Origin of the sequence: Pseudomonas oleovorans subsp. oleovorans, assembly GCF_002197815.1 — a bacterium.
Classification (GTDB): domain Bacteria; phylum Pseudomonadota; class Gammaproteobacteria; order Pseudomonadales; family Pseudomonadaceae; genus Aquipseudomonas; species Aquipseudomonas oleovorans.
Genome location: NZ_NIUB01000009.1, coordinates 34,932 through 57,569 on the forward strand (window position 1 = coordinate 34,932; position 22,638 = coordinate 57,569).

At 62.2% G+C, this 22,638-nt stretch carries 24 protein-coding genes and 1 pseudogene; 4 read left to right on the forward strand and 21 right to left on the reverse strand.

Translation table 11 applies throughout. From position 1 onward, the window contains the following. Window positions 1-33: 33 nt before the first annotated feature. Window positions 34-657 (reverse strand): TetR/AcrR family transcriptional regulator, encoded by a 624-nt coding sequence (locus tag PSOLE_RS07160; RefSeq protein WP_074855967.1) that lies wholly within the window; start codon window positions 655-657, stop codon window positions 34-36. A gap of 75 nt (window positions 658-732) precedes the next feature. Here PSOLE_RS07160 and PSOLE_RS07165 point away from each other — a divergent pair, with 75 nt between their 5' ends. Beyond that, entirely contained in the window at window positions 733-1,866 is a 1,134-nt protein-coding gene (locus tag PSOLE_RS07165; protein WP_074855966.1) for an aminotransferase class V-fold PLP-dependent enzyme, read from the forward strand. 513 nt (window positions 1,867-2,379) lie between these two features. Here the strand turns inward: PSOLE_RS07165 and PSOLE_RS07170 are convergent. The 10 genes and pseudogenes from PSOLE_RS07170 to fabD all read right to left on the reverse strand — a co-directional run. Next, window positions 2,380-3,150: pseudogene (locus PSOLE_RS07170) on the reverse strand (TatD family hydrolase); the annotation flags it as partial. Between the two features lie 114 nt (window positions 3,151-3,264). Continuing rightward, window positions 3,265-3,621, reverse strand: coding sequence for a PilZ domain-containing protein (locus PSOLE_RS07175; protein ID WP_003245164.1), 357 nt, complete (start codon window positions 3,619-3,621; stop codon window positions 3,265-3,267). Window positions 3,622-3,747: 126 nt separating this feature from the next. Next, window positions 3,748-4,740: a DNA polymerase III subunit delta' gene (locus PSOLE_RS07180; RefSeq protein WP_074855965.1), complete on the reverse strand. Its 993-nt coding sequence runs from the start codon at window positions 4,738-4,740 to the stop codon at window positions 3,748-3,750. Beyond that, window positions 4,733-5,365, reverse strand: coding sequence for a dTMP kinase (tmk, locus tag PSOLE_RS07185; protein ID WP_003461940.1), 633 nt, complete (start codon window positions 5,363-5,365; stop codon window positions 4,733-4,735). Before tmk ends, PSOLE_RS07180 begins: the two co-directional genes overlap by 8 nt. A 9-nt stretch (window positions 5,366-5,374) precedes the next feature. Beyond that, window positions 5,375-6,430 (reverse strand): endolytic transglycosylase MltG, encoded by a 1,056-nt coding sequence (gene mltG, locus PSOLE_RS07190; RefSeq protein ID WP_074855963.1) that lies wholly within the window; start codon window positions 6,428-6,430, stop codon window positions 5,375-5,377. A gap of 3 nt (window positions 6,431-6,433) precedes the next feature. Then, window positions 6,434-7,249 carry an aminodeoxychorismate lyase gene (pabC, locus tag PSOLE_RS07195; RefSeq protein ID WP_003461944.1) on the reverse strand — a complete coding sequence of 272 codons (816 nt, stop codon included), beginning with the start codon at window positions 7,247-7,249 and terminating at the stop codon, window positions 6,434-6,436. Then, on the reverse strand, window positions 7,249-8,493 hold the full coding sequence (gene fabF, locus PSOLE_RS07200; RefSeq protein WP_003461946.1) for a beta-ketoacyl-ACP synthase II: 1,245 nt from the start codon (window positions 8,491-8,493) through the stop codon (window positions 7,249-7,251). The genes pabC and fabF overlap by 1 nt, the downstream gene beginning before the upstream one ends. A gap of 111 nt (window positions 8,494-8,604) precedes the next feature. Beyond that, window positions 8,605-8,841, reverse strand: a complete 237-nt coding sequence (gene acpP / locus PSOLE_RS07205) for an acyl carrier protein (RefSeq protein WP_003245177.1) — start codon at window positions 8,839-8,841, stop codon at window positions 8,605-8,607. Window positions 8,842-9,069: 228 nt separating this feature from the next. Next, window positions 9,070-9,813 carry a 3-oxoacyl-ACP reductase FabG gene (fabG, locus tag PSOLE_RS07210; RefSeq protein WP_003245179.1) on the reverse strand — a complete coding sequence of 248 codons (744 nt, stop codon included), beginning with the start codon at window positions 9,811-9,813 and terminating at the stop codon, window positions 9,070-9,072. 15 nt (window positions 9,814-9,828) lie between these two features. After that, a complete protein-coding gene (gene fabD / locus PSOLE_RS07215; RefSeq protein ID WP_003461948.1) occupies window positions 9,829-10,767 on the reverse strand; it encodes an ACP S-malonyltransferase in 939 nt (312 codons plus the stop codon). Here fabD and PSOLE_RS23635 point away from each other — a divergent pair. Then, entirely contained in the window at window positions 10,766-10,999 is a 234-nt protein-coding gene (locus tag PSOLE_RS23635; RefSeq protein ID WP_115288454.1) for a hypothetical protein, read from the forward strand. The two genes, fabD and PSOLE_RS23635, sit on opposite strands and share 2 nt — an antisense overlap. A 54-nt stretch (window positions 11,000-11,053) precedes the next feature. Here PSOLE_RS23635 and plsX read toward each other — a convergent pair whose 3' ends face one another. The 3 genes from plsX to PSOLE_RS07230 are packed head-to-tail and all read right to left on the reverse strand — an operon-like array spanning window position 11,054 to window position 12,791. Next, window positions 11,054-12,064 carry a phosphate acyltransferase PlsX gene (gene plsX, locus PSOLE_RS07220; RefSeq protein WP_074855961.1) on the reverse strand — a complete coding sequence of 337 codons (1,011 nt, stop codon included), beginning with the start codon at window positions 12,062-12,064 and terminating at the stop codon, window positions 11,054-11,056. 3 nt (window positions 12,065-12,067) lie between these two features. Continuing rightward, window positions 12,068-12,250 (reverse strand): 50S ribosomal protein L32, encoded by a 183-nt coding sequence (rpmF, locus tag PSOLE_RS07225; protein ID WP_003245185.1) that lies wholly within the window; start codon window positions 12,248-12,250, stop codon window positions 12,068-12,070. Window positions 12,251-12,263: 13 nt separating this feature from the next. Beyond that, window positions 12,264-12,791 (reverse strand): YceD family protein, encoded by a 528-nt coding sequence (locus PSOLE_RS07230; protein ID WP_003461952.1) that lies wholly within the window; start codon window positions 12,789-12,791, stop codon window positions 12,264-12,266. 388 nt (window positions 12,792-13,179) lie between these two features. On the opposite strand from PSOLE_RS07230, the gene PSOLE_RS07235 reads away from it, so the two are divergent. Next, window positions 13,180-13,761: a Maf family protein gene (locus PSOLE_RS07235; protein WP_003461954.1), complete on the forward strand. Its 582-nt coding sequence runs from the start codon at window positions 13,180-13,182 to the stop codon at window positions 13,759-13,761. Window positions 13,762-13,819: 58 nt separating this feature from the next. On the opposite strand, the gene sppA is transcribed toward PSOLE_RS07235, so the two are convergent. Genes sppA through rluC form a run of 3 tightly spaced genes read right to left on the reverse strand, consistent with a single transcriptional unit; the run spans window position 13,820 to window position 16,428 of the window. Continuing rightward, entirely contained in the window at window positions 13,820-14,797 is a 978-nt protein-coding gene (sppA, locus tag PSOLE_RS07240) for a signal peptide peptidase SppA (RefSeq protein ID WP_074855959.1), read from the reverse strand. Beyond that, window positions 14,787-15,482 (reverse strand): HAD-IA family hydrolase, encoded by a 696-nt coding sequence (locus PSOLE_RS07245; protein ID WP_074855957.1) that lies wholly within the window; start codon window positions 15,480-15,482, stop codon window positions 14,787-14,789. Before PSOLE_RS07245 ends, sppA begins: the two co-directional genes overlap by 11 nt. Then, complete coding sequence (rluC, locus tag PSOLE_RS07250) at window positions 15,475-16,428, reverse strand: 23S rRNA pseudouridine(955/2504/2580) synthase RluC (protein ID WP_074855955.1); 954 nt, start codon at window positions 16,426-16,428, stop codon at window positions 15,475-15,477. Before rluC ends, PSOLE_RS07245 begins: the two co-directional genes overlap by 8 nt. A 579-nt stretch (window positions 16,429-17,007) precedes the next feature. Here rluC and rne point away from each other — a divergent pair. Next, window positions 17,008-20,076 (forward strand): ribonuclease E, encoded by a 3,069-nt coding sequence (rne, locus tag PSOLE_RS07255; protein ID WP_074855953.1) that lies wholly within the window; start codon window positions 17,008-17,010, stop codon window positions 20,074-20,076. A gap of 127 nt (window positions 20,077-20,203) precedes the next feature. Here rne and murB read toward each other — a convergent pair whose 3' ends face one another. The 4 genes from murB to PSOLE_RS07275 are packed head-to-tail and all read right to left on the reverse strand — an operon-like array spanning window position 20,204 to window position 22,634. Continuing rightward, a complete protein-coding gene (murB, locus tag PSOLE_RS07260; RefSeq protein ID WP_003461965.1) occupies window positions 20,204-21,223 on the reverse strand; it encodes a UDP-N-acetylmuramate dehydrogenase in 1,020 nt (339 codons plus the stop codon). Continuing rightward, window positions 21,220-21,684 (reverse strand): low molecular weight protein-tyrosine-phosphatase, encoded by a 465-nt coding sequence (locus PSOLE_RS07265; RefSeq protein WP_003461968.1) that lies wholly within the window; start codon window positions 21,682-21,684, stop codon window positions 21,220-21,222. The genes murB and PSOLE_RS07265 overlap by 4 nt, the downstream gene beginning before the upstream one ends. Next, window positions 21,684-22,448 carry a 3-deoxy-manno-octulosonate cytidylyltransferase gene (kdsB, locus tag PSOLE_RS07270; RefSeq protein WP_003461969.1) on the reverse strand — a complete coding sequence of 255 codons (765 nt, stop codon included), beginning with the start codon at window positions 22,446-22,448 and terminating at the stop codon, window positions 21,684-21,686. Before kdsB ends, PSOLE_RS07265 begins: the two co-directional genes overlap by 1 nt. After that, entirely contained in the window at window positions 22,449-22,634 is a 186-nt protein-coding gene (locus tag PSOLE_RS07275) for a Trm112 family protein (protein ID WP_003461970.1), read from the reverse strand. Window positions 22,635-22,638: the final 4 nt, after the last annotated feature.

A 22,638-nucleotide genomic window follows, 5' to 3' on the forward strand; every position in this document is an offset into this window, starting at 1 on the left:
CACGGCACAGTACCGTGGCCGACATGCCAGGCATCAGGCGTCGCGCTTGCGCTTGTTACCCATGCGTACGCCGATATCCATGAGGAACTGGAAGAAGCCTTCCTGATCCTCGAGCACGTTGCTCCAGAACGGCGAGTGATACAGCGCCACGGCGCCGTGCACCAGGGCCCAGGCTGCGCAATAGTGGAAGTACGGCGGTACGTCTTCCAGCTTGCCTTCGGCGATGCGGCCCTTGATCTGCTGGGTCAGACGCTCGAAGTTGGAAGCACGGATCTTGTGCAGCTGCTCGACCATTTCCGGCACTTGATTACCCTTGACCACCTTCTCTTCCAGGCGGTCGAACAGGCGATAGCGCTGCGGATCGCGCATGCGGAATTCGAAGTAGGCACGCGACAGTGCTTCCTTGTCACGATCCACGTCGGCCGAATGCAGCAGCTCGTTGAGATCGCGCTCGTAGTCGAGCATCAGGCGCAGGTAGATCTCCGCCTTGGACTTGAAGTGCTTGTAGATAGTGCCTTTGCCGATACCGACCGCATCAGCGATCATCTCGACAGTAACGCTGTCTTCTCCTTGTTCGAGGAAGAGTTTCAGCGCGGTATCGAGAATTTCTTGCTCGCGGCGACGGAATTCGCGGACCTTACGGGGTTCTTTCTGCATAAAGGGACTACGGGGTCAAAAATCGAAGCCGCTTATTATGCCCAAATGCGGCCAAATTGCACGGATCATCCGACCATGTACGTGTTTCATGATGAGTTCCCCCTGGAAAATGGACTGCGCTATTTGAACCATGCGGCGGTCGCCCCCTGGCCGAAACGCAGCGCTGAAGCGGTGCGACGGTTCTCGGAAGCGAACGTGACCAGCGGCGCACGTGATTATCCCGACTGGCTGAAACTGGAGCGTAGCCTACGCGAACGCCTTGTGCGCCTGATGAACGCACCAAGCACCGGTGATATTGCGCTGGTCAAGAATACCTCCGAGGCGCTGTCCTTCGTGGCCTTCGGCCTGGACTGGCGAGCCGGCGACCAGGTGATCATTAGCGACGAGGAATTCCCTTCCAACCGCATCGTCTGGCTGGCGTTGGCCGCCCAGGGCGTGGAAGTGATCGAAGTCAGTCTCAAGGGCGACGATCCGGAAGCAGCGCTGCTCGCCGCCTTCACCCCGCGAACACGCCTGTTGTCGATCAGCGCCGTGCAGTTCGCCAGCGGCCTGCGCCTGGATCTGCCGCGCCTTGGTCGCGGCTGCCGCCAGCATGGCGTGCTGTTCTGCATCGATGCCATCCAGCAACTGGGCGCCCTGCCCTTCGACGTCCAGGCCTACGACTGCGACTTCGCCATGGCCGACGGCCACAAATGGATGCTCGGCCCAGAGGGCCTGGGGGTGTTCTATTGCCGCAGTGCGGTACGCGACCAGCTGAAACTGCACGAGTACGGCTGGCACATGCTGGAGCACGCCGGCGATTACACCCGCCAGGACTGGCAACCGGCCCGCAGTGCGCGGCGCTTTGAATGCGGCAGCCCGAACATGCTCGGCGCCTTCGCCCTGGAGGCGAGTTTGTCGTTGCTCGAAGAAGTGGGTATGGAGCGGGTCGGCGCCTTGCTGGAGGAACGGGTGCAGCGCCTCGACGACGGTATTCGCGCATTACCCGGTGCGGTGATTCATAGCCCGCTCGACCCCGCGCGCCGTGCCGGCATCCTCAACTTCAGCCTGGCAGGCTGGCATAACCCCGCGCTGTATCAACGTCTGCGCGAGGAACAGGTGATCTGCGTGCAGCGCGGGCCAGGCGTGCGCCTGTCGCCACATTTCTATACCAGCGAGCAGGTGATCGAAGAGACCTTGGGCCTGCTAACCCAGCTGGCAAAAGGATGAGAATCTGCGCACGGCCTGCTGCGCGTCGGCCCTGCCGCGTTAAAAACAAGCTCGGGCGGCTCATTTACAACTCGTAAACTCCCCGCCCTCGCTTTTTTTTGCCTTGCAGGACTCTAGCTCGCAACGCCGTGAACAGATTCGGCGGACTCAGCAGCGTCCGCGGTATTCCAAATCCGTTTAAAAAACTCAGGCTTTGGCCTGGACGCTCGCTGATCATGGCTAATACTGGAACTTACTGGTGTACGGCATCTCCCCCCAAGTGCCCCGCCAGCCAAGGTACCGTGGACCGCGTACCTTGATTTACTCCTAATGGTCTTAACCCGGATTCATCCCCCAGAGTCCGGGTTTTTTTTGCTCAGCGGATCGCCGTTCCCGTAGGGTGGGTTAGCCGCCTGTCAAGGTCGCTGACTGCTTCGCTGGATCTGGGTGCGGCGTAACCCACCATCGATTCAACGTCTTACACCGCTTGGTGCGCACGGCGCACCCTATGGCCCGTTGTGCGTCAGCCACACCAGCCAACGGGAACAGACGCTTGAAGTTGCTCGAGGTCTGCTCAGCCAGCACCTCGTAGCTAACCCCACGCAGCACCGCCAGGTACTCGGCCACTTCACGTACGTATTGCGGCAGGTTGGGCTTGCCTCGGTGCGGCACGGGCGCCAGGTAAGGCGAGTCGGTTTCCACCAGCAGACGGTCAGCCGGCACCTGGCGCGCCACATCGCGCAGCGCCTCGGCATTGCGGAAGGTGACGATGCCGGACAGGGAAATATAAAAACCTATGTCCAGCGCGGCCCTGGCCATCTCCCAGTCTTCGGTGAAGCAATGCAGCACGCCAGCCTGTGGCAGCGCCGCTTCGCGCAACAACGCCAGGGTGTCGGCGCGGGCCTCGCGGGTATGTACGATTACCGGCTTACCCGTGATGCGCGCCGCCTCCAGGTGCAGACGGAAAGAGGCCTGCTGCAACGCAGCGGATTCCGGCTCGTAGTGGTAATCCAGACCGGTCTCACCAATGGCCACCACCTTCGGGTGCGCCAGCTCACCGAGTAGCCAATCCAGCGCCGGCTCGGCGCCCGGCTCCAGATCCAGCGGATGCACGCCCACCGAACAATCGACATCGGCATAGCGCTCGGCCAGGCCCTTGACCGTGGCGGCGTTGTCGGCGCTGACGCCAATACACAGGAAATGCCCGACGCCGGCGGCGCGCGCCGCATCCAGGGCGGCATCCAGCGAGCCACCGTGAGCAGCGAGGTCGAGACGATCAAGGTGGCAATGGGAGTCAATCAGCACAGCGGGAGAACTCGAGCAAAGGGAAAGCCCGAATTGTAATCGAAAGTGGCAGGCGCCTGGACGCTCTGGAGGAGATACTTCGACCGCGAGGACAGTACGCGCGCGGCCAGCGGGTTACATGGTGTGAGTCGGGCGGTCGGACTTCAGCGCGCCAGCGAGGTAGGTTTCGATCTTGTTGCGCGCGGTGTTGTCGCCGTCGTTGAACTGCACGCCGACACCGGCAGCGCGGTTGCCCTGGGCGCCTTTCGGGGTAATCCACACCACCTTGCCGGCCACCGGGATTTTCTCCGGCTCATCCATCAGGTTGAGCAGCATGAACACTTCGTCACCGAGCTTGTAGCTCTTGTTGGTGGGAATGAAGAGACCGCCATTCTTGATGAAAGGCATGTAGGCCGCGTACAGCACGGACTTGTCCTTGATGGTCAGGGACAGAATTCCGTTACGGGGACCCAGATTGGGTGGCAGGCTCATCAGCGCATTCCTGGCGTTTATTGCTTAATGCCTGATTCTAGGGCCTGACCATACTCATGCGCAAACAACCAGGTGGCAGGCAGCCAGCAGAATGTGACGCCCTGCCGAACCCTGCTCCGACGCGACTCAGCCCCGATCCTGCGCCGGCAGTGCCGCCCATTGCACCAGCAAGGCTTCCAGTAGCAGCACACGATTGAGGTTGGCTTTACCCATCACCTTCTGCCTTTGCGCGAGCAGCCATTCCTGAATCGCCAATACCTTGGCCTGCGCGCTCTTGTCCGCCAGGTACTGCACCACCTTGCGCATATCGACCTGGCCCAGGCCTTCCTCGTCCTTGGTCAGTTGGTAGCGCAACATCAGTTGCGCCCAGTCGCAGAACCAGTCGAACAGCAGATTCAGCGGCAGTGAGTTCCAGCTTTCCGCCAGTTGGCTCGGGGAGATCTGCTGCTTGAGCAGTTTTTTCACCCCCTCCACGGCCTGGGCACGCTGTTCGCGCACACCTTGAGCATGCAGGCGCACGGCAGCCAGCGGCGAACCCGCCGCGAGCGTGAGCAGGTCGGCGCGCTCATCGTCACCCAGTTCGGGCAGTGCCTGGGCCAGCCAGGCCAGGCTCATCGCCTCGCTCGGCAAGGGGCAGGCCTGCTGCACGCAGCGACTCTTGATGGTCGGCAACAAGCGGCTGGGCTGGTGGCTGATAAGCAGCAGCACGGTATTGCCGGAGGGTTCTTCCAGGCTCTTGAGCAGCGCGTTGGCGGCGTTGAGGTTCATCGCCTCGGCCGGCTCCAGCAGCACCACCTTGCGCCCACCCAGCTGCGCGGTCTGCACCACGAAGTCGACCAGCTCACGCACCTGATCGACCTTGATCGGCTTGTCCGCCTCTTCGGGCTCCAGCACGTAGTTGTCCGGGTGCGTACCGGCAGCCAACAGATGACAGGATTTACAGTTGCCACAGGCATCCAGCCCATTCGGGTTCTGGCATAGCAGGCGCGCCATCAGGCGCTCGGCCAGCGCACGCTTGCCGATGCCGGCCGGACCATGCAGCAGGTAGGCATGGGCGTGCTGGCTACGCCCGGCGAGTTGCTGCCAGAGCGCTTGTTGCCAGGGATAGACATCAGCCACGGCAAGCCTCCAGCAGGCTCGGCAGCAAGGCATCGATATCGGCCTGCACCTGAGCCAGGGTCTGCCCGGCATCCAGCACGCGATATCGTTGTGGCGCCTGCTCGGCGCGCTGCAGATAGGCCTGGCGTACCGCTTCGAAGAAGCCACGGCCTTCCTGCTCGAAACGATCCAGGCGACCGCGAGCCGAGGCGCGAGCCAGACCGATCTCCACCGGCAGATCAAAAATCAGCGTCAGATCAGGGCGCAGCTCGCCCTGAACGAACTGCTCAAGCTGCGCGATGCGTTCGATGGAAAGACCCCGACCACCACCCTGGTAGGCGTAGGTGGCATCAGTGAAACGGTCGCACAGCACCACGCTGCCCTTGGCCAGAGCCGGACGAATGACCTGCTGCAGATGCTGGGCACGGGCGGCGAACACCAGCAGCAATTCGGTATCGGCCGCCATCGGCTCATCGCTAGGATCGAGCAGCAATTCACGGATCCGCTCGGCCAGCGGCGTACCACCTGGCTCACGGGTCAGCAGCACATCGATGCCCTGCTCGCGCAGGCGCTCGGCCAGGTATTCGCGGTTGGTGCTTTTGCCGGCGCCTTCCGGGCCTTCCAGGGTAATAAACAGACCGGTCATGGGTTGCCCTTATTCGGTTTCGGCCGCCGCGCGTGGCGCGGGGCTGGAGCGGTAGTCGGCACGACGCTTGAGCTGATATTCGCGCACCGCGCGGTTGTGCTCGGCCAAGGTGTTGGAGAACACGTGGCTACCGTCGCCTCGCGCGACGAAATACAGTGTGGTGCCATCGAGCGGGTTGAGCGCGGCGTGAATCGCCTCGCGGCCAACCATGGCGATCGGCGTCGGCGGCATGCCGTCGATGGTATAGGTGTTGTAGGGCGTTGGCGTACGCAGGTCGGCGCGGGTGATGCGGCCGTTGTAGCGCTCGCCCATGCCGTAGATGACGGTGGGATCGGTCTGCAGGCGCATGCCCATGCGCAGGCGACGCACGAACACGCCAGCAATCTCGCCGCGCTCTTCGGGTACACCGGTTTCCTTCTCGATCATCGAGGCCATGATCAACGCGTCGTACGGCTCGCGATAGGGCAAACCCTCGGCGCGCTGCTGCCACTCTTCAGCCAGAACACGCTCCAGACGGGCGTTGGCCTGCTTGAGCAGGTCTTCGTCGCTCATGCCGCGCACGTAACGATAGGTATCGGGGAAGAAACGCCCTTCCGGGTTCTGCCCGGCCATACCCAGGCGCTCCATCAGCTGGGCATCGCTGAGATCGGCCAGGCGCTGCTCCAGACGCTCCTGGCGGGCCAGAGCGGCGCGCACCTGGCGGAAGTTCCAGCCCTCGACCAGGGTCAGGCTGTACTGCACCACCTCACCGCGCTGCCACAGGCCAAGCATGTCGCGGGCGCTGAGTTCCGGTAGCAGGCGGTATTCGCCGCTGTGCATGGCAGGCGCATTCAGATTGAAGCGCCAGTAAAGGCGCAGCCAGAAGGCATTGTCGATGACACCTTCTGCTTCCAGACGATTGAGCAGGCCGCTCGGCGTAGCGCCGGACGGCACCTCCAGAAGCATTTCTTCAGCCAGATGCAGAGGCTGCTCCAGCGCTCTTTGCTGCTGCCAGGCAGCACCAACTACCAGTAGAGCAGCCAACAACACGCCGCATTCAAGCAGCACCAGGATCTTGCGTAGCACCAGTTAGTTACTCAGTAGGTCGCAGACGATGGCCTGCAGTTTACGGGTGAGCGGCCCGACCGACCAGTGTCGCTCTTGCAGCGCCCGTACAGGCCAGATGCCGTAAAGGCTGTTGCAGAGAAAGACTTCATCGGCATCCAGGAGTTCGTCGAAGGAAACATCGCGTAACTCGACAGACAGCCCGAGCAACTGCGCCTGCTGCAGGATCTCCGCACGCATCACCCCGGCCACGCCACAACGCGACAGCTGCGCACTGACCAACCCGCCATCGACGACCAGGAACAGGTTGCTGTACACCCCCTCGATGACCCGGCCACTGCTGTCGCGCATCAGGCCCTCGGCACACTCGGGGTCCTGCCATTCGGCTCGGGCCAGTACCTGTTCCAGGCGATTGAGGTGCTTGAGCCCGGCCAGCAGTGGTTGCTCAGCCAGACGCGTCTCACAGGGAAACAGTCGCACGCCCTGCTCGGCATGCGCAGCGGGATACTGCGGCAGCGGCGCCGCCTGCAGGATGCGCAGCGGCTGACAGGGTTGCGGCGGCGCGTAGCCACGCTGGCCCTCACCGCGGCTGACGATGAGTTTGGCGACGCCCTCACCCAGCAGCCCGGCGAACGCCTGTAGCTCGTGCTCAATGAGAACCAGATCGAGGGGAATGGACAGGCGCCGACAACCATCGGCCAGGCGCGCCATATGCCGCGCCAGCAGCGGGATGCGCCCGCCGCGCACGGCGATGGTCTCGAACAGACCATCGCCATAAGCCAGGCCACGGTCGCGAACCGACAACTGCTCGCCGGGCGCACCGTTGACCCAGCTCAGCATCAGCCGTGGTACCGACGGAACAGCAGTGAGCCGTTGGTGCCGCCGAAGCCGAAGGAGTTCGACAGGGCGATTTCGATCGGCATGGCCTTGGCCTGATGCGGCACGAAGTCCAGGTCGCAGCCTTCGTCCGGCTCGTCGAGGTTGATGGTCGGCGGCGCCACCTGATCACGGATCGCCAGCACGCTGAAGATCGCCTCCACCGCACCTGCCGCACCGAGCAGGTGGCCGGTCATGGATTTGGTCGAGCTGACCGACAACTGGTAGGCGTGATCACCGAACACGCTCTTGACTGCCGCAGCTTCGGCAATATCGCCAGCCGGGGTCGAAGTGCCGTGGGCGTTGATGTACTGCACCTGGTCGGCATTGACACCGGCATCGCGCAGGGCGGCGGCCATGCAGCGCGCCGCGCCGGCACCGTCCTCGGGCGGCGAGGTCATGTGGAATGCATCGCCACTCATACCGAAGCCGATCAGCTCGGCATAGATGGTGGCACCACGCGCCTTGGCGTGTTCCAACTCCTCCAGCACCAGGGCGCCGGAACCGTCGGACAGCACGAAACCGTCACGGCCCTTGTCCCATGGACGGCTGGCCTTGGTCGGCTCGTCGTTACGCGTCGACAGCGCACGCGCGGCACCGAAGCCGCCCATGCCCAGGCCGCAGGCTGCCATCTCGGCGCCGCCGGCGACCATCACATCGGCTTCGCCATAGGCGATGTTGCGCGCGGCCATACCAATGCAGTGCGTGCCGGTAGTGCACGCCGTGGCGATGGCGTAGTTCGGCCCCTGCAGACCCAGGTGGATCGACAGGAAGCCGGAAATCATGTTGATGATCGAGCCAGGCACGAAGAACGGCGAAATGCGCCGCGGCCCTTGCTCGTGCAACGACTTGCAGTTGTTCTCGATATTGGTCAGGCCGCCGATGCCGGAGCCCATGGCCACACCGATACGCTCACGATTGGCGTCAGTGATGTCCAGCCCGGAATCACGCACGGCCTGGAAGCAGGCAGCGAGACCGTACTGGATGAACAGGTCGAGCTTGCGCGCCTCCTTGGCGGAGAGATATTCCTCGACATTGAAGCCCTTGAGCGACCCGCCAAAACGGGTGGAGTAGGCCGACAGGTCCATATGCTCGATCAGACCGATGCCACTGCGCCCGGCCAAAATGCCCTGCCAGCTGCTCGGCACATCGTTACCCAGTGGCGACAGCATGCCCATACCGGTAACCACGACGCGTCTACGCGACACAGCAATCTCCTCTTGTTCTACTCAGGCGCCACATGCGCCCTGCACGTAAAGAAAAACCGCACGCCTGATTAGGGCAGTGCGGCTTTTCTCGATCAGAAAGCTGACGGTGACTTATTGCGCGTGGGCAGTCACGTAGTCGATAGCTTCTTGAACGGTGGTGATTTTCTCAGCTTGCTCGTCCGGGATCTCGGTCTCGAATTCTTCCTCGAGAGCCATCACCAGCTCAACGGTGTCAAGAGAGTCGGCACCCAGGTCTTCAACGAAGGAAGCGCTGTTGGTTACTTCCTCTTCCTTGACGCCAAGTTGCTCAGCAACGATTTTCTTGACGCGTTCTTCGATGGTGCTCATACCTTGTTTTCACTCCTATTGGACAAATCCAGGCAGCTGGTAGCGGCCAAGTGTATAGAAAGGGTTTTTAGCATTTCAAGCTGAATGCCGGGGAGCCCCCAGGAACACTTCAACGATCTGTCTATAAACCTGTTGCAGCTTTATAACGGATTTTAGACAGCCACTATGACAGTTTTCTGATGGCTCGCGTCACATTCGAGAGCCTCCGGGCATTCGGAGGCGCCCTTTTTAACTCATGTACATACCGCCGTTCACCGGGATAGTAGCCCCTGTGACATAACCTGCGCCATCGGAAGCCAGGAAACCGACTACCTTGGCGATCTCTTCGGCCTGCCCCAAACGGCCCAGCGGAATCTGCGTCAGCAGCGCGTCGCGCTGGCCTTCCGGCAGCTCACGGGTCATATCGGTGTCGATGAAACCTGGGGCCACCGAGTTGACCGTGATACCGCGCGAGCCGACTTCACGCGCCAGGGCGCGGCTGAAACCTTCCAGACCAGCTTTGGCTGCAGCGTAGTTGACCTGACCGGCATTGCCCATCGCACCGACCACGGAGCCGATGTTGATGATGCGGCCGAAACGAGCCTTGGTCATGCCACGCAGCACGGCCTTGGACAGACGGTAGAGGCTGTTCAGGTTGGTGTTGATGACGTCATGCCACTCGTCGTCCTTCATGCGCAGCATCAGGTTATCGCGGGTGATACCGGCGTTGTTGACCAGGATCAGCGGCTGACCAAGATGTTGCTGGATATGTTCGAGGGTGGTGGCAACCGATTCGTCGTTGCTCACGTCGAGCACCAGACCGGCGCCTTCGACGCCATTGGCCTTGAGGGTTTCGGCGATACGCTCAGCACCCGAGGCACTGGTCGCGGTGCCGATGACGATGGCGCCCTGACGACCCAGTTCCAGAGCGATTGCCTGACCGATACCACGGCTGGCGCCGGTGACCAGTGCGACTTTACCTTGCAGACTCATGTTCGTTCTCCTTGCTCAAGCCAGGGCTGCGCGAGCGGCAGCAAAAGCATCCGGGGTATCCAGGTTGTGAGTATTGATGCCTTTGACGCAGCGCTTGTTCAGGCCGCTCAGCACCTTGCCAGGGCCGCATTCGATCAGATCGGTCACGCCCTGTTCGGACAGACGCACCATCGACTCGACCCAGCGTACCGGGCTGTATAGCTGCGCCAGCAGATCAGCCTTGAGGGTGCCCAGATCGGATACCACGGCGGCACTGACGTTCTGCACCAGCGGGATTTGTGGTGCCTGCCAGCTCAGCGCCTCGACCGACTCGGCGAAACGCTCGGCTGCCGGCTTCATCAGCGCACAATGCGACGGCACGCTGACCGGCAGCGCCATGGCGCGCTTGGCGCCACGGGCCTTGCAGGCTTCGATGGCGCGCTCGACGGCAGTGGCGCTACCGGCGATCACCACCTGGCCGGGGGCATTGAAATTCACCGCACTGACCACATCACCCTGCGCCGCTTCGGCGCAGGCAGCCAGCACGTCGGCATCTTCCAGACCGAGGATGGCGGCCATACCGCCCTGCCCGGCCGGAACAGCCTGCTGCATCAATTGACCACGACGCTCCACCAGCTTCACGGCATCGACAAAGGCGATGCTGCCAGCTGCGACCAGCGCGGAGTATTCACCCAGGCTGTGACCAGCAACGAAAGCGGGCTTGGCACCACCCTCGGCCTGCCACAGACGCCACAGGGCGATGGAAGCAGTGAGAATGGCCGGCTGGGTCTTGTCGGTCTGGTTCAGTTGCTCTTCCGGCCCTTGCTGGGTCAGTGCCCAGAGGTCGTAGCCGAGCGCTTCGGAAGCTTCGCCGAAAGTATCGAGCACCAGCTGCTGCCGGGCACCGTGGTCGGCAAGCATGGTCAGGGCTTGCGAGCCTTGACCGGGGAAGACGAATGCGAGGGATGCAGACATGAATAAGTCCCTTGAGTCGAAAAACCAACGCCAGGCGAGCCTGGCGCAGCAAACTGACAGTTGGATGACAGGCTGCGCGCAGCGGTCACATTCCGCCGCACGCCACGCCCTGAAGGGCGCCTCTAAAAACGTAGGCGAGGCAGCCAGCGCAAGGCAAAAACAGGCGAAAAAGCGCAGTTTACGCGCTGTAAATGAGCATTTTGATCGGACTCGCGCACGAGCCTGTTTTTAACGCCGCGATGGCAACGCAGGTAGTTTTTAGAGCTGCCCTGAAAACGTGACGAGTTTACAGTAACAAGTCCTCGAGGCGACCATGCAGTCGCTGCGGCAAATTCTCCTGCACCTCGCGCAGCGCACAGCGAATGGCACTCTGAAAGCTTTCCTGGCCAGCCGCACCATGACTCTTGACCACGATGCCCTGCAGACCGAGAAAGCTCGCACCATTGTGCCGCGCCGGCGCCAGATCAGCCTTCAGGCGTCGCAACAACGGCATCGCCAGGGCACCTATCGCCTGGGCGAACAACCCATCGCTGAACAGCGTCTCGACCCGCCCGGTGATCATCTTGGCCAGGCCTTCGCTGGATTTGAGCAGGATATTGCCAACGAAGCCGTCGCACACCACGACATCGGCTTCGCCGCGATACATGCCGTCGCCCTCTATGTAGCCGATGAAGTTCAGCCCATGCGCCTGCTGCAGCATATTGGCCGCCAGCTTGACCTGCTGATTGCCCTTGATGTCTTCGGTACCGACATTGAGCAAGGCGACTCGCGGCCGAGAAACGCCCAGCGTCTCGGCCGCCACGGCGCCCATGATCGCGAACTGATAGAGGTGCTCGGCACTGCAATCGACGTTGGCGCCCAGATCCAGCAGGTAGCAGTGACCGCGCTCGGTGGGAATCGGGCTGACCATGGCCGGCCGATCGATCCCCGGTAGCGTCTTCAGCACGTAACGCGACAGCGCCATCAGCGCACCGGTATTGCCGGCACTGACGCAGGCATGCGCCTGGCGCTGGCGCACCAGCTCCAGCGCCACGCGCATCGAGGCATCCGGCTTGCCGCGCAGGGCCTGAGCCGGACGTTCGTCCATGGCGATCACTTCACTAGCGTGATGAACCTGCAGGCGCGAGCGATCGACGCCGGACTGGCGAGCGAGCTGTTCTTCGATAAGGGGAGCTTGGCCGACGAGGGCCAGGTGCAGCGAGGGGAATTCGGCCAGCGCAGAAATGCAGGCCGGAACAATGCAGTGGGGACCGAAGTCCCCACCCATTGCATCAATCGCGATGATCGAGGCGGACAAGGATTACTCGTCAGCGCCCTTGTCGATCACTTTGCGACCACGGTACACGCCTTCCGGAGAAACGTGGTGGCGCAGGTGAACTTCACCGGTGCTCTTCTCTACGGACAGGGTGCTGGCCTCGAGGGCGTCGTGCGAACGACGCATGTCGCGGGCGGAACGGGATTTTTTGTTCTGCTGAACAGCCATAATTGATTAACTCCTAAACGTTTGGGTCACGCTTTAACTGCGCCAATACACTGAACGGGTTGGACCGCGATACCTCGTCCTCGCCTGGCACGGGCTCATCGAGACCGTCCGGCTGCTGGCAATCACCAGGGGCATGAGCAGGAACGATGGGCAAGGCGAGAAGCAACTCTTCCTCGACCAGACCAAGCAGCTCCAGCGGCTCTTCGCCCACTTCCAGCACGTCGTAGCCCTTAGGCAAGGACTGAGTGTTCGCTCCAACCCGAACCACGGCGTATTCACATTCGCTGCGGATGGGTAGCGCGACCAGCTCCAGACAACGCTGGCAGACCATTTTGACCTCAACCTCGAGCTCACTGCGGATAACCACAGTTTTCTGCTCGTCACGGGCGAAATGAAACTTCGCCTGCACCGCGCCAACCGTATCGGAAAGCGGGTCGCAAAGACGCGGCAGGCTGGCCAGTTCGAGCCGCCCTTCAAGGGTAGCTTCGCGGTCGGCGAGCTTGCGCGGATCAACGTGAGGTGGAATCGGCCCATTCAACATAGGCGCAGCATTCTAGGGATGCACCCTGCCCATGTCAAAGGAAATTCAGCCTGTCTTCAGGGGCACCTCTAAAAACTACCAGCGTTGCCATCGCGGCGTTAAAAACAGGCTCACAGCCGAAGGCTGAACGCGCTTTAGCGCGACCCCGAAGGGGTGAGCGAAGCGAATCAAGCGCTCATTTACAGCGCGTAAAGTCGGGTGCGACCCCGGTCGTTTTTCGCCTGCTTTTATGGGGCCGCCATCGGTATTGCGCTGACTGCCTCGGCTCGGGCTTCCTGCTTCGCTCTACCTCCTGCATCCTTGCAGTCGTCGCCTACGTTTTTAGAGGCGCCCACAAGTAGCGGCGATCAGTAGAATTCCCCGCGCACCTATATAAAAGGAAGAGAACATGCCCGCATTGCTGCTCGCCTCCAGTTCACCCTACCGTCGCGAGCTGCTCGAACGCCTGCAACTGCCCTTTACCTGGCAATCGCCGAGCATCGACGAAACCCGCCTGCCCGGCGAAGCAGCCATCGACCTGGTCAAGCGCCTGGCCGAAGAAAAGGCCCGCGCCCTCGCCGCCAGCCATCCTGAGCATCTGATCATCGGCTCGGACCAGGTCGCCGCACTCGGCGATGGACAAATACTCGGCAAACCCCACGATCTGCCGAGAGCCCAGCAACAGCTGCGCGCCGCCAGCGGTAGCAGCGTCACCTTTCTGACCGGACTGGCACTGCTCAATTCGAGCACCGGCAAATGCCAGGTCGAATGCGTACCCTTCACCGTGCATTTTCGCCCACTGAGCGACGAGCAGATCCTGCGCTACCTGCAACGCGAGCAGCCATTCGATTGCGCCGGCAGCTTCAAGTCCGAAGGTCTGGGCATCAGCCTGTTTCGCAGCACCGAGGGCGAAGACGCCACCAGCCTGGTCGGCCTGCCACTGATTCGCTTAGTGGACATGCTGATCAACGAAGAAATAGAAGTGCCGTAGGGCGGGTGCAACCCGCCAATCTCGGTCGACGGGTTGCACCCGCCCTACGGGGTACGCCCTAACGCAGCGTCGGCCCCTGAAAGCCCATCCACAACGCGATTCGATCCGCCACACTGGTACCCAGACGCTTGGCGAAGCGATCAAATGGCGTATCACGCTGAGTGAAGTCGACCATCTCTTTCTGGCCAATCACCTCGCGCGCCACATAGCTGGCACTGCCCAACGCATCGACCAACCCCAGCTGCAGCGCCTGCTCGCCCGACCAGACCAAACCCGAGAACAGTTCGGGATACTCGTCCGCCTTGAGACGCTCACCGCGCCCCTGCCTCACGCTTTCGATGAATTGGCGATGCGTGGTCTCCAGCACCCCTTTCCAGAAGCGGGTTTCCTCTTCCTTCTGCGGCTGGAACGGATCGAGAAACGCCTTGTGCTCACCCGAGGTGTAGACGCGACGCTCCACACCAAGCTTCTCCATGGCTTCGACGAAACCGAAGCTGGCCGCCGTGACACCAATAGAGCCGACCAGACTGGCCTTGTCGGCATAGATCTCATCAGCCGCACTGGCAATGTAGTAGGCACCGGAGGCACCCAGATCACTGATTACCGCATAGACCTTGGTCTGCGGATATTCGCCGCGCAAACGACGGATCTCGTCATAGATGTAGCCGGACTGCACCGGGCTGCCGCCCGGGCTATTGATGCGCAGGATCACACCTTTGGTATTGGCGTCCTCGAAGGCGGCGCGCAGACTGCCCACCACCTTGTCAGCACTGGCCTCTTCACGATCAGCGATCATGCCGCGAATGTCGATCAATGCCGTATGCGCAGTGGTGGTCGAGGCCGACTTCAGGTTGAGCGCTGGCAACACCAACGCCAGCGCACCAAACAGGTAAATGAAGGTCAGCAGCTTGAAAAAGATGCCCCAGCGCCGCGAGCGACGCTGCTCCTGAACACTGGACAACAGCGCCTTCTCCAGCAACTTCCAGCTTTTGGCATCCTCACCAGACAAAGACGATGACTTCCACTCATCCGACATGCTCACTCACCTCTGCAGGACGCTGCGCCTGACGGCCTTCCAGCCATGCACGCAGCTCATTGAATTCATTGATCGTCAAACGCGGCGAGCACTCGCGCAGCACCGACAACGGCTGTGCACCGAAACCTACCGCCACGGCATCCATCCCGGCATTGCGCGCCATCAGCAGGTCGAAGGTCGAATCCCCCACCATCAGCGCGCGCTCGGGCTGCACCCGGCAATGTGCAAGAATCTCATGCAGCATCAGCGGATCAGGCTTGCTCGCCGTCTCGTCGGCGCAACGGGTGATATCGAAGTAATCCAGCCAACCCTTGTCAGCCAGCACCCGATGCAACCCCTTGCGCCCCTTGCCAGTGGCCACGGCAAGACGATAACCCTGATCTCGAAAGACCTCGAGCGACTCGCGCACACCCTCGAACAGTGGCGACGGCTCGGTTTCCAGCGCCAGATACTGCTCGCTGTAGGCACGCCGGATGGTTTCGATTCGCAGCGGCTCATCGAGTTCCGGGTAAAGCGTGCGAATCGCCACACCCAGCTCCAGACCAATGATCCCGCGCACCGCAACATCCGTGCAGCGCGGCACGCACGCCACATCAGCAGCACGGTGCATGGCCTCGACGATACGGCCGATGGAATCCACCAGCGTGCCATCCCAATCGAAAATCAGTAGCTGATAATCAGGCACTCAGACGCTCCAGGGTCTTGGCCCACATCTCATCCACCGGCGCCTCGAGCTTCAGCACGCCACCATCGGGCAGCGGCACGTGCAACTCATAAGCATGCAGGAACAGGCGTTTGCCGCCCAACTCGCGAATCTCGCGGGAGAAGTCGTCATCGCCGTATTTGCTGTCACCGGCAATACCATGGCCTGCATATTGCGCGTGCACACGAATCTGGTGGGTACGACCAGTGATCGGCCTGGCTTCGACCAGCGTGGCGAACTCGCCGAAACGGCGCAGCACACGAAATACCGTGAGCGCCTCCTTGCCCTCGGGATTCACCTCGACCATACGCTCGCCGGAGCGCAGGTTGCTTTTCAGCAGCGGCGCGGCGATCTGCTTCTTGGCAGTCGCCCAGTGGCCACGCACCAACGCCATATAGCGCTTGTCCACGCCATCGCCGCGCAGCGCTTCGTGCAGGTGGCGCAGCATGCTGCGCTTCTTGGCGATCATCAGTAGACCGGACGTATCGCGATCGAGACGATGCACCAGTTCCAGATCCTTGGCATCGGGACGCAACTGGCGAAACGCCTCGATCACTCCGTAATTCAAACCGCTGCCGCCATGCACGGCGATACCGGCCGGCTTGTTCAGCACGATCAGCGCCTTGTCCTCATAAACGATGGCGGCTTCGAGGCGCTGCAGCAGCCCCTGCGCCAGCGGCTCGGGCTCATCGCGCTCAGCCAGGCGCAGCGGCGGCACGCGCACCACGTCACCAGCCTGGAGTTTGTATTCGGGCTTGATCCGCCCCTTGTTAACCCGCACTTCGCCCTTGCGCAGAATGCGGTAAATCAGGGTCTTGGGCACGCCCTTGAGCTGTGTCCTGAGGAAGTTGTCGATGCGTTGGCCGGCGAGATCCGGTGCAACCTCGATCAGCTGAACGCCGGAGATTGGAGAGGCGGGAGTAGTCATTGCGCAATCATAACAATTTTTTATGGAATTGAAGCACTTAATCATTGCTGCTATAGTCGCGAACGCCGCCAAAAGCGGCCTGGCTTGCGGATGAATGCCAAACTTGCCATCCCCTGCCCGCGCAAACGTATTTGGACGTGAGGCCGTCCGACGGATTCTTCAGGTTAGAAAGGCCGCAAAAGGCCACGAAGACTTCGGAAATAAAGCCTTGAGTATGATGCGCGATTCGCCCACCGGGCGGTCGCGGTAACTGACAACCGCTGCGGAATCCGCGCGCGGCACCCGATTTTCAGCGATACGTGTAGGGTGGAGATGTACAACTGTCGGACTGCGTAGCATATCGCTTGATCAAAGACGCCTCATCTCGTCCGCTACCGCCAGTTGATTCCTCTTCCTGACTGAGTGCTTTCTGTCACCACAGCAAGCAGGAGACGTCCGTCGCGACCGCGGCCCGATAATGGCTGACCGTCGCTAGACAGTGGAACGATTTACGACCGTTTCTGACGCGCCTGACACCGACCCTGAGAGTCGTGTGTGCCTAACGTGGCTTCCGCTAGCCCCGGAACCCATTGGTACCACATGAAAAGAATGCTAATTAACGCGACTCAGCCTGAAGAGTTGCGTGTTGCCCTGGTAGATGGCCAAAAACTCTACGACCTGGACATCGAGTCCGGCGCCCGTGAACAAAAAAAGGCCAACATCTACAAAGGCCGCATCACCCGCGTTGAACCCAGCCTCGAAGCCGCTTTCGTCGACTTCGGCTCCGAACGCCACGGCTTCCTCCCCCTCAAAGAAATCTCCCGCGAATATTTCTCCAAGTCTCCTGAAGGCGGCCGCGTCAACATCAAGGACGTGCTCAAGGAAGGCCAGGAAGTCATCGTCCAGGTCGAGAAAGAAGAACGCGGCAACAAGGGCGCAGCCCTGACCACGTTCATCAGCCTGGCCGGCCGTTACCTGGTGTTGATGCCGAATAACCCGCGTGCCGGTGGCATCTCCCGCCGCATCGAAGGCGAAGAGCGCAACGAATTGCGTGAAGCGCTGAATGGCCTCAACGCTCCGGCCGACATGGGTCTGATCGTGCGCACTGCCGGCCTGGGCCGCTCCAGCGAAGAAATGCAGTGGGACCTCGACTACCTGCTGCAACTGTGGAGCGCCATCAAGGAAGCCTCCACCAGCCGCCCTGCCCCGTTCCTGATCTATCAGGAATCCAACGTCATCATCCGCGCCATCCGCGACTACCTGCGCCAGGACATCGGCGAAGTGCTGGTCGACAGCGTCGAAGCCCAGGAAGAAGCGCTGTCCTTTATCCAGCAGGTGATGCCGCAGTACGCCAGCAAGATCAAGCTGTACGAAGACAGCGTGCCGCTGTTCAACCGCTTCCAGATCGAAAGCCAGATCGAAACCGCCTTCCAGCGTGAAGTGAAACTGCCGTCCGGTGGTTCCATCGTCATCGACCCGACCGAAGCCCTGGTGTCCATCGACATCAACTCGGCGCGCGCCACCAAGGGCAGCGACATCGAGGAAACCGCGCTGCAGACCAACCTGGAAGCGGCCGAGGAAATCGCCCGCCAGCTGCGCCTGCGCGACATCGGCGGCCTGATCGTCATCGACTTCATCGACATGACCCCGGCCAAGAACCAGCGCGCCGTCGAAGAGAAGGTGCGTGAAGCCCTGGAAGCCGACCGCGCCCGCGTCCAGGTCGGCCGCATCTCGCGCTTCGGCCTGCTGGAAATGTCCCGTCAGCGCCTGCGTCCGTCCCTCGGCGAGACCAGCGGCATCGTCTGCCCGCGTTGCAACGGTCAAGGCATCATCCGCGACGTCGAATCCCTGTCGCTGGCCATCCTGCGCCTGATCGAAGAAGAAGCGCTGAAGGATCGCACCGCCGAAGTCCGCGCTCAGGTACCGATCCCGGTCGCCGCCTTCCTGCTCAACGAGAAGCGCAACTCGATCACCAAGATCGAACTGCGCACCCGTGCGCGTATCGTGATCCTGCCGAACGATCACCTGGAAACCCCGCATTTCGAAGTGCAGCGCCTGCGTGACGACAGCCCGGAAGCCCTGAGCGGCCAGACCAGCTACGAAATCGCCGCCACTGCGGAAACCGAAGAAACCGCCGCCCAGCCGGCCGCCGCCACGCGCACTCTGGTTCGCCAGGAAGCCGCGATCAAGGCCGCACCGCGCAGCAGCGCCCCGGTCGCTGCCGAGCCACAGACCCCGCTGGCTCCGAGCAAGGCGCTAGAGCCAAGCCTGTTCAAAGGCCTGGTGAAATCGCTGGTCAGCCTGTTCGCCGGCAAGGAAGAAGAAGCCAAGCCCGCAGTCGTCGAGAAGAAAAGCAACGAGCGTCCGCCGCGTGAAGAGCGCCGCAACGGTCGTCAGCAGAGCCGTAACCGTGGCGGTCGCCGCGATGACGAGCGCAAACCTCGTGAAGAGCGCGCCCCGCGTGAAGAACGTCAGGCCCGTGAACCGCGTGAAGAACGCCAACCTCGCGAAGAGCGTCAACCGCGTGAAGAGCGCGCCCCACGTGAGCCGCGCGAAGGTCAGGAAAATCGCCGTGAGCGCAAGCCGCGCGAAGAACGCGCCCCGCGTGAAGAGCGCGTGCGTGAACTGCGTGAACCTATCGCAGCCGATACCGATGCCGATGCTGGTAACGAGCAACGCGAAGAGCGTGCCGAGCGCCAGCCGCGTGGTGAACGTCAGGAGCGTCAGCGTCAACCGCGTGAAGAGCGTCAGCCGCGTGCCGAGCAAACCGAGGCCCTGCAGGACGAAGCACTGCCGAACGAAGAGCAACTGCAGGACGACGAGCAGGACAGCAACGATGGCGAGCGCCCACGTCGCCGTTCCCGCGGTCAGCGTCGTCGCAGCAATCGTCGCGAACGTCAGCGTGATGCCGATGGCAACCTGATCGAGAGCGCCGAGAACAGCGAAGCTGCCGGTAACGACGCTCAGACCGTCACCCCGGTCGCCGTGGCTACTGCCGCTGCCGTGGTTGCAGAAAGCGTCGACAGCAGCGAAGCCGTTGCCAGCGAGGCTCCGGTCAGCGAAGCCCCGGCCGTCGAAGCCCCGTCTGTTCAGGTTGAAGAAGCCCCTGCTGCTCAACCGGTCGAGGCGCAAACCGAGGCTGCTGTGAGTGAAGTGGCTGAAGCTGCTCCGGTCGCAGAGAAAGCGGTTGAGGCAGAACCGGCCGCAGTCGAAACCCCTGCTGCCGTTGAAGCGCCAGTTGCCGAGCCGGTCGCTCAAGCTGAGCCGACTGTCGAAGTTGCCCAGGAGCCTGCTCCGGCACCGGTCGAGCAAGCACCTGCTGCCGCAGCGGTTCCGGCCAATGCCACTGGCCGCGCACCGAACGACCCGCGTGAAGTGCGTCGTCGTCAGCGTGAAGCTGAGCGCCTGGCGCGCGAAGCTGCACAGGCCGCCGCTGCAGCCCCGGCTGTAGAAGCTGCCCCAGTAGTCGACGCCGCTCCGGTCGCTGAAGCAAGCGCCCCGGCAGAAGCCGAAGCCGCTGTAGTCGAAACAGCTCCTGTAGTCGAGCCGGTCGCTGAAGCCGAAGCCACCTCTGTCGTAAGCGAGCAACGCGTGAGCGATGCGGTAGAGCAAGCGCAGCCGGAAGAAGAAACGCCAGCCGACAAGGAGGAGGTCAAGCCCCAGGCTTGATCCTCCTGCGGTAAGTAAAAAGGGGATGCCTAGGCATCCCCTTTTTCATTTCCGTGTCTGGCGCTGCAGAAGCGTAGCCGGATGCAATCCGGGAGCGGCAGGCAGCGGATCACGCCCTGCCTACAGTTCAGAGCACGTTGGGCTCGATCTCCAACTCAACACCGAAGCGCTCGAATACATCGCTCTGGATACGCTGCGCCAGCTGCAGCAGTTGCGCGCCCGTGGCCTTGCCGTAATTGACCAGCACCAGCGCCTGCAAACGATGCACGCCGGCATCGCCCTCGCGAAAGCCTTTCCACCCTGCCCGCTCGATCAACCAGCCAGCCGCCAGTTTGACCAGGCCATCACCAGCCGGATAGCTGACCAGATCGGCACGCTCGGCGCGAATGCGCTCGGCCAGCTCGAACGAAACCAGCGGATTCTTGAAGAAGCTGCCGGCATTACCCAGCTCGGTGGGATCTGGCAGCTTTTCGCTGCGGATGGCGCAGATCGCTCGACTGACATCGGTGGCGGTCGGCACTTCGACGCCCATCTCCGCAAGGCGCTGGCGCACCGGGCCGTAGTCAAGGCGCAGTGCAGCCAGACGGCTCAAGCGGAAACGTACGCGCAGGATCAACCAGCGCCCGGCTTCGCGCTTGAACAGACTGTCGCGGTAGGCGAAGGCACAGTCTTCCAGCGCGAAGTCGCGCAGCTCGCCGCTGTGCCGATCCAGAGCGGTCAGGCCGGCAAACAGATCCTTGATCTCCACACCATAGGCGCCAATGTTCTGCATCGGCGCAGCGCCCACGGTACCGGGAATCAGGCTGAGGTTTTCCAGGCCATTGAGGCCCTGCGCCAGGCTCCATTGCACGAACGGATGCCAGGGCTCGCCGGCTTCGGCCTCCACCAGCACCTGCTCGCCGTCGTCCTCGAGGATACGAATGCCACGGCTGGCCATGCGCAGTACCAGCGCCTCGACATCGCGGGTCAGCAGCAGGTTGCTGCCACCGCCGATCACCAGCAGCGGCAAGCCCTGCTGCCCGGCCAGGCGTAGCGCCTCGCGCACTTCGTCATCGTTGTGGGCTGCGGCGAAATGCCGGGCACGCACCTCGACACCAAAGCTATTGAAGGCCTTGAGCGACACATCACTCTGCAGATTCAGGCTCACAGGCGCCCCTTGATTTCCACCAGCAGCGCATCACTGGCTTGCTCGATCAGATCCAGCACCTGCTCGAAGCCATCGTCGCCGCCGTAGTAGGGATCAGGCACCTCATCCAACGCCAGTTCATAGCGACGCAGATAAAGGTCGAGATCAGCCCGAGCAGCCGCCGGGCGCAGCGTCTTGAGATTGCGCAGATTGCTCTGGTCCATGGCCAGGATCAGGTCAAAACGTTGAAAGTCAGCAGCCTCGACTTGACGTGCACGCAGCGCCGACAAGTCATAACCCCGACGCAACGCGGCCTGACGGGTGCGACTGTCCGGCGCCTTGCCGACGTGCCAGTCACCAGTGCCGGCGGAATCCACCTGCACACGACCGTCCAGCCCTGCCGCACGCAGCTTGTGGCGCAGCACGCCTTCAGCCGTGGGCGAGCGGCAGATATTGCCCAGGCAAACGAACAGAACCTTCATCAGGCCCCCAGCAGGTGGCGCACCCGCTCCAGGTCTTCGGCGGTATCCACGCCAGCAGCCGGCGCTTCGAGCGCATCGGCGACATGGATGCGCACGCCGTTATACAACGCGCGCAACTGCTCCAGGCACTCGGTGTCTTCCAGCCAGCACGGGCCCCAGGCAACGAAGTCATGCAGAAAACCCGCGCGGTAGGCATAGATACCAATGTGGCGACGGTATGGCACACCTTGCGGCAGCACATCGCGGCACTTGGCAAAGGCATCGCGCGCCCAGGCCAGCGGTGCACGGCTGAAGGTCAGCGCCAGGCCACTCTTGTCGGCCACCACCTTGACCACATTGGGGTTGAATAGGGAGGTGACGTCCTCGATGGGCTCGGCCAGGGTGGCGATACCGGCCTGCGGATTGGCCGCCAGGTTGGCTGCCACCTGATCAATGATCACAGGCGGAATCAGCGGCTCGTCGCCCTGCACGTTGACCACAATGGCGTCGGCCGGCAAACCGAGCTGGGTGGCGACTTCGGCCAGGCGGTCGGTGCCGGAGTTGTGATCCTCGCGGGTCAGCAGCACCTCGGCGCCAAAGGCCTGGCAGGCTTCGACGATACGCGCATCGTCGGTGGCGATGACCACGCGCTGGGCCGAACTCTTCTTCGCCTGCTCCCAGACATGCTGCACCATGGGCTTGCCGGCGATGTCCTGCAGCGGCTTGCCGGGCAGGCGGGTGGAGGCGTAACGAGCAGGAATGACGACGGTGAAGGCTGCGCTCATTTACTTGTCCAGACGCTCATCGGGGGTCAGGGTGCGCGCTTCGCTTTCCAGCATCACCGGAATGCCGTCGCGGATCGGGTAGGCCACGCCAGCGCCCTTGCTGATCAGTTCAGTCTTGTCTTTGGAAAGCTGCAGCGGGCCCTTGCAGATCGGGCAGGCGAGAATGTCGAGCAGTTTAAGGTCCATGGTG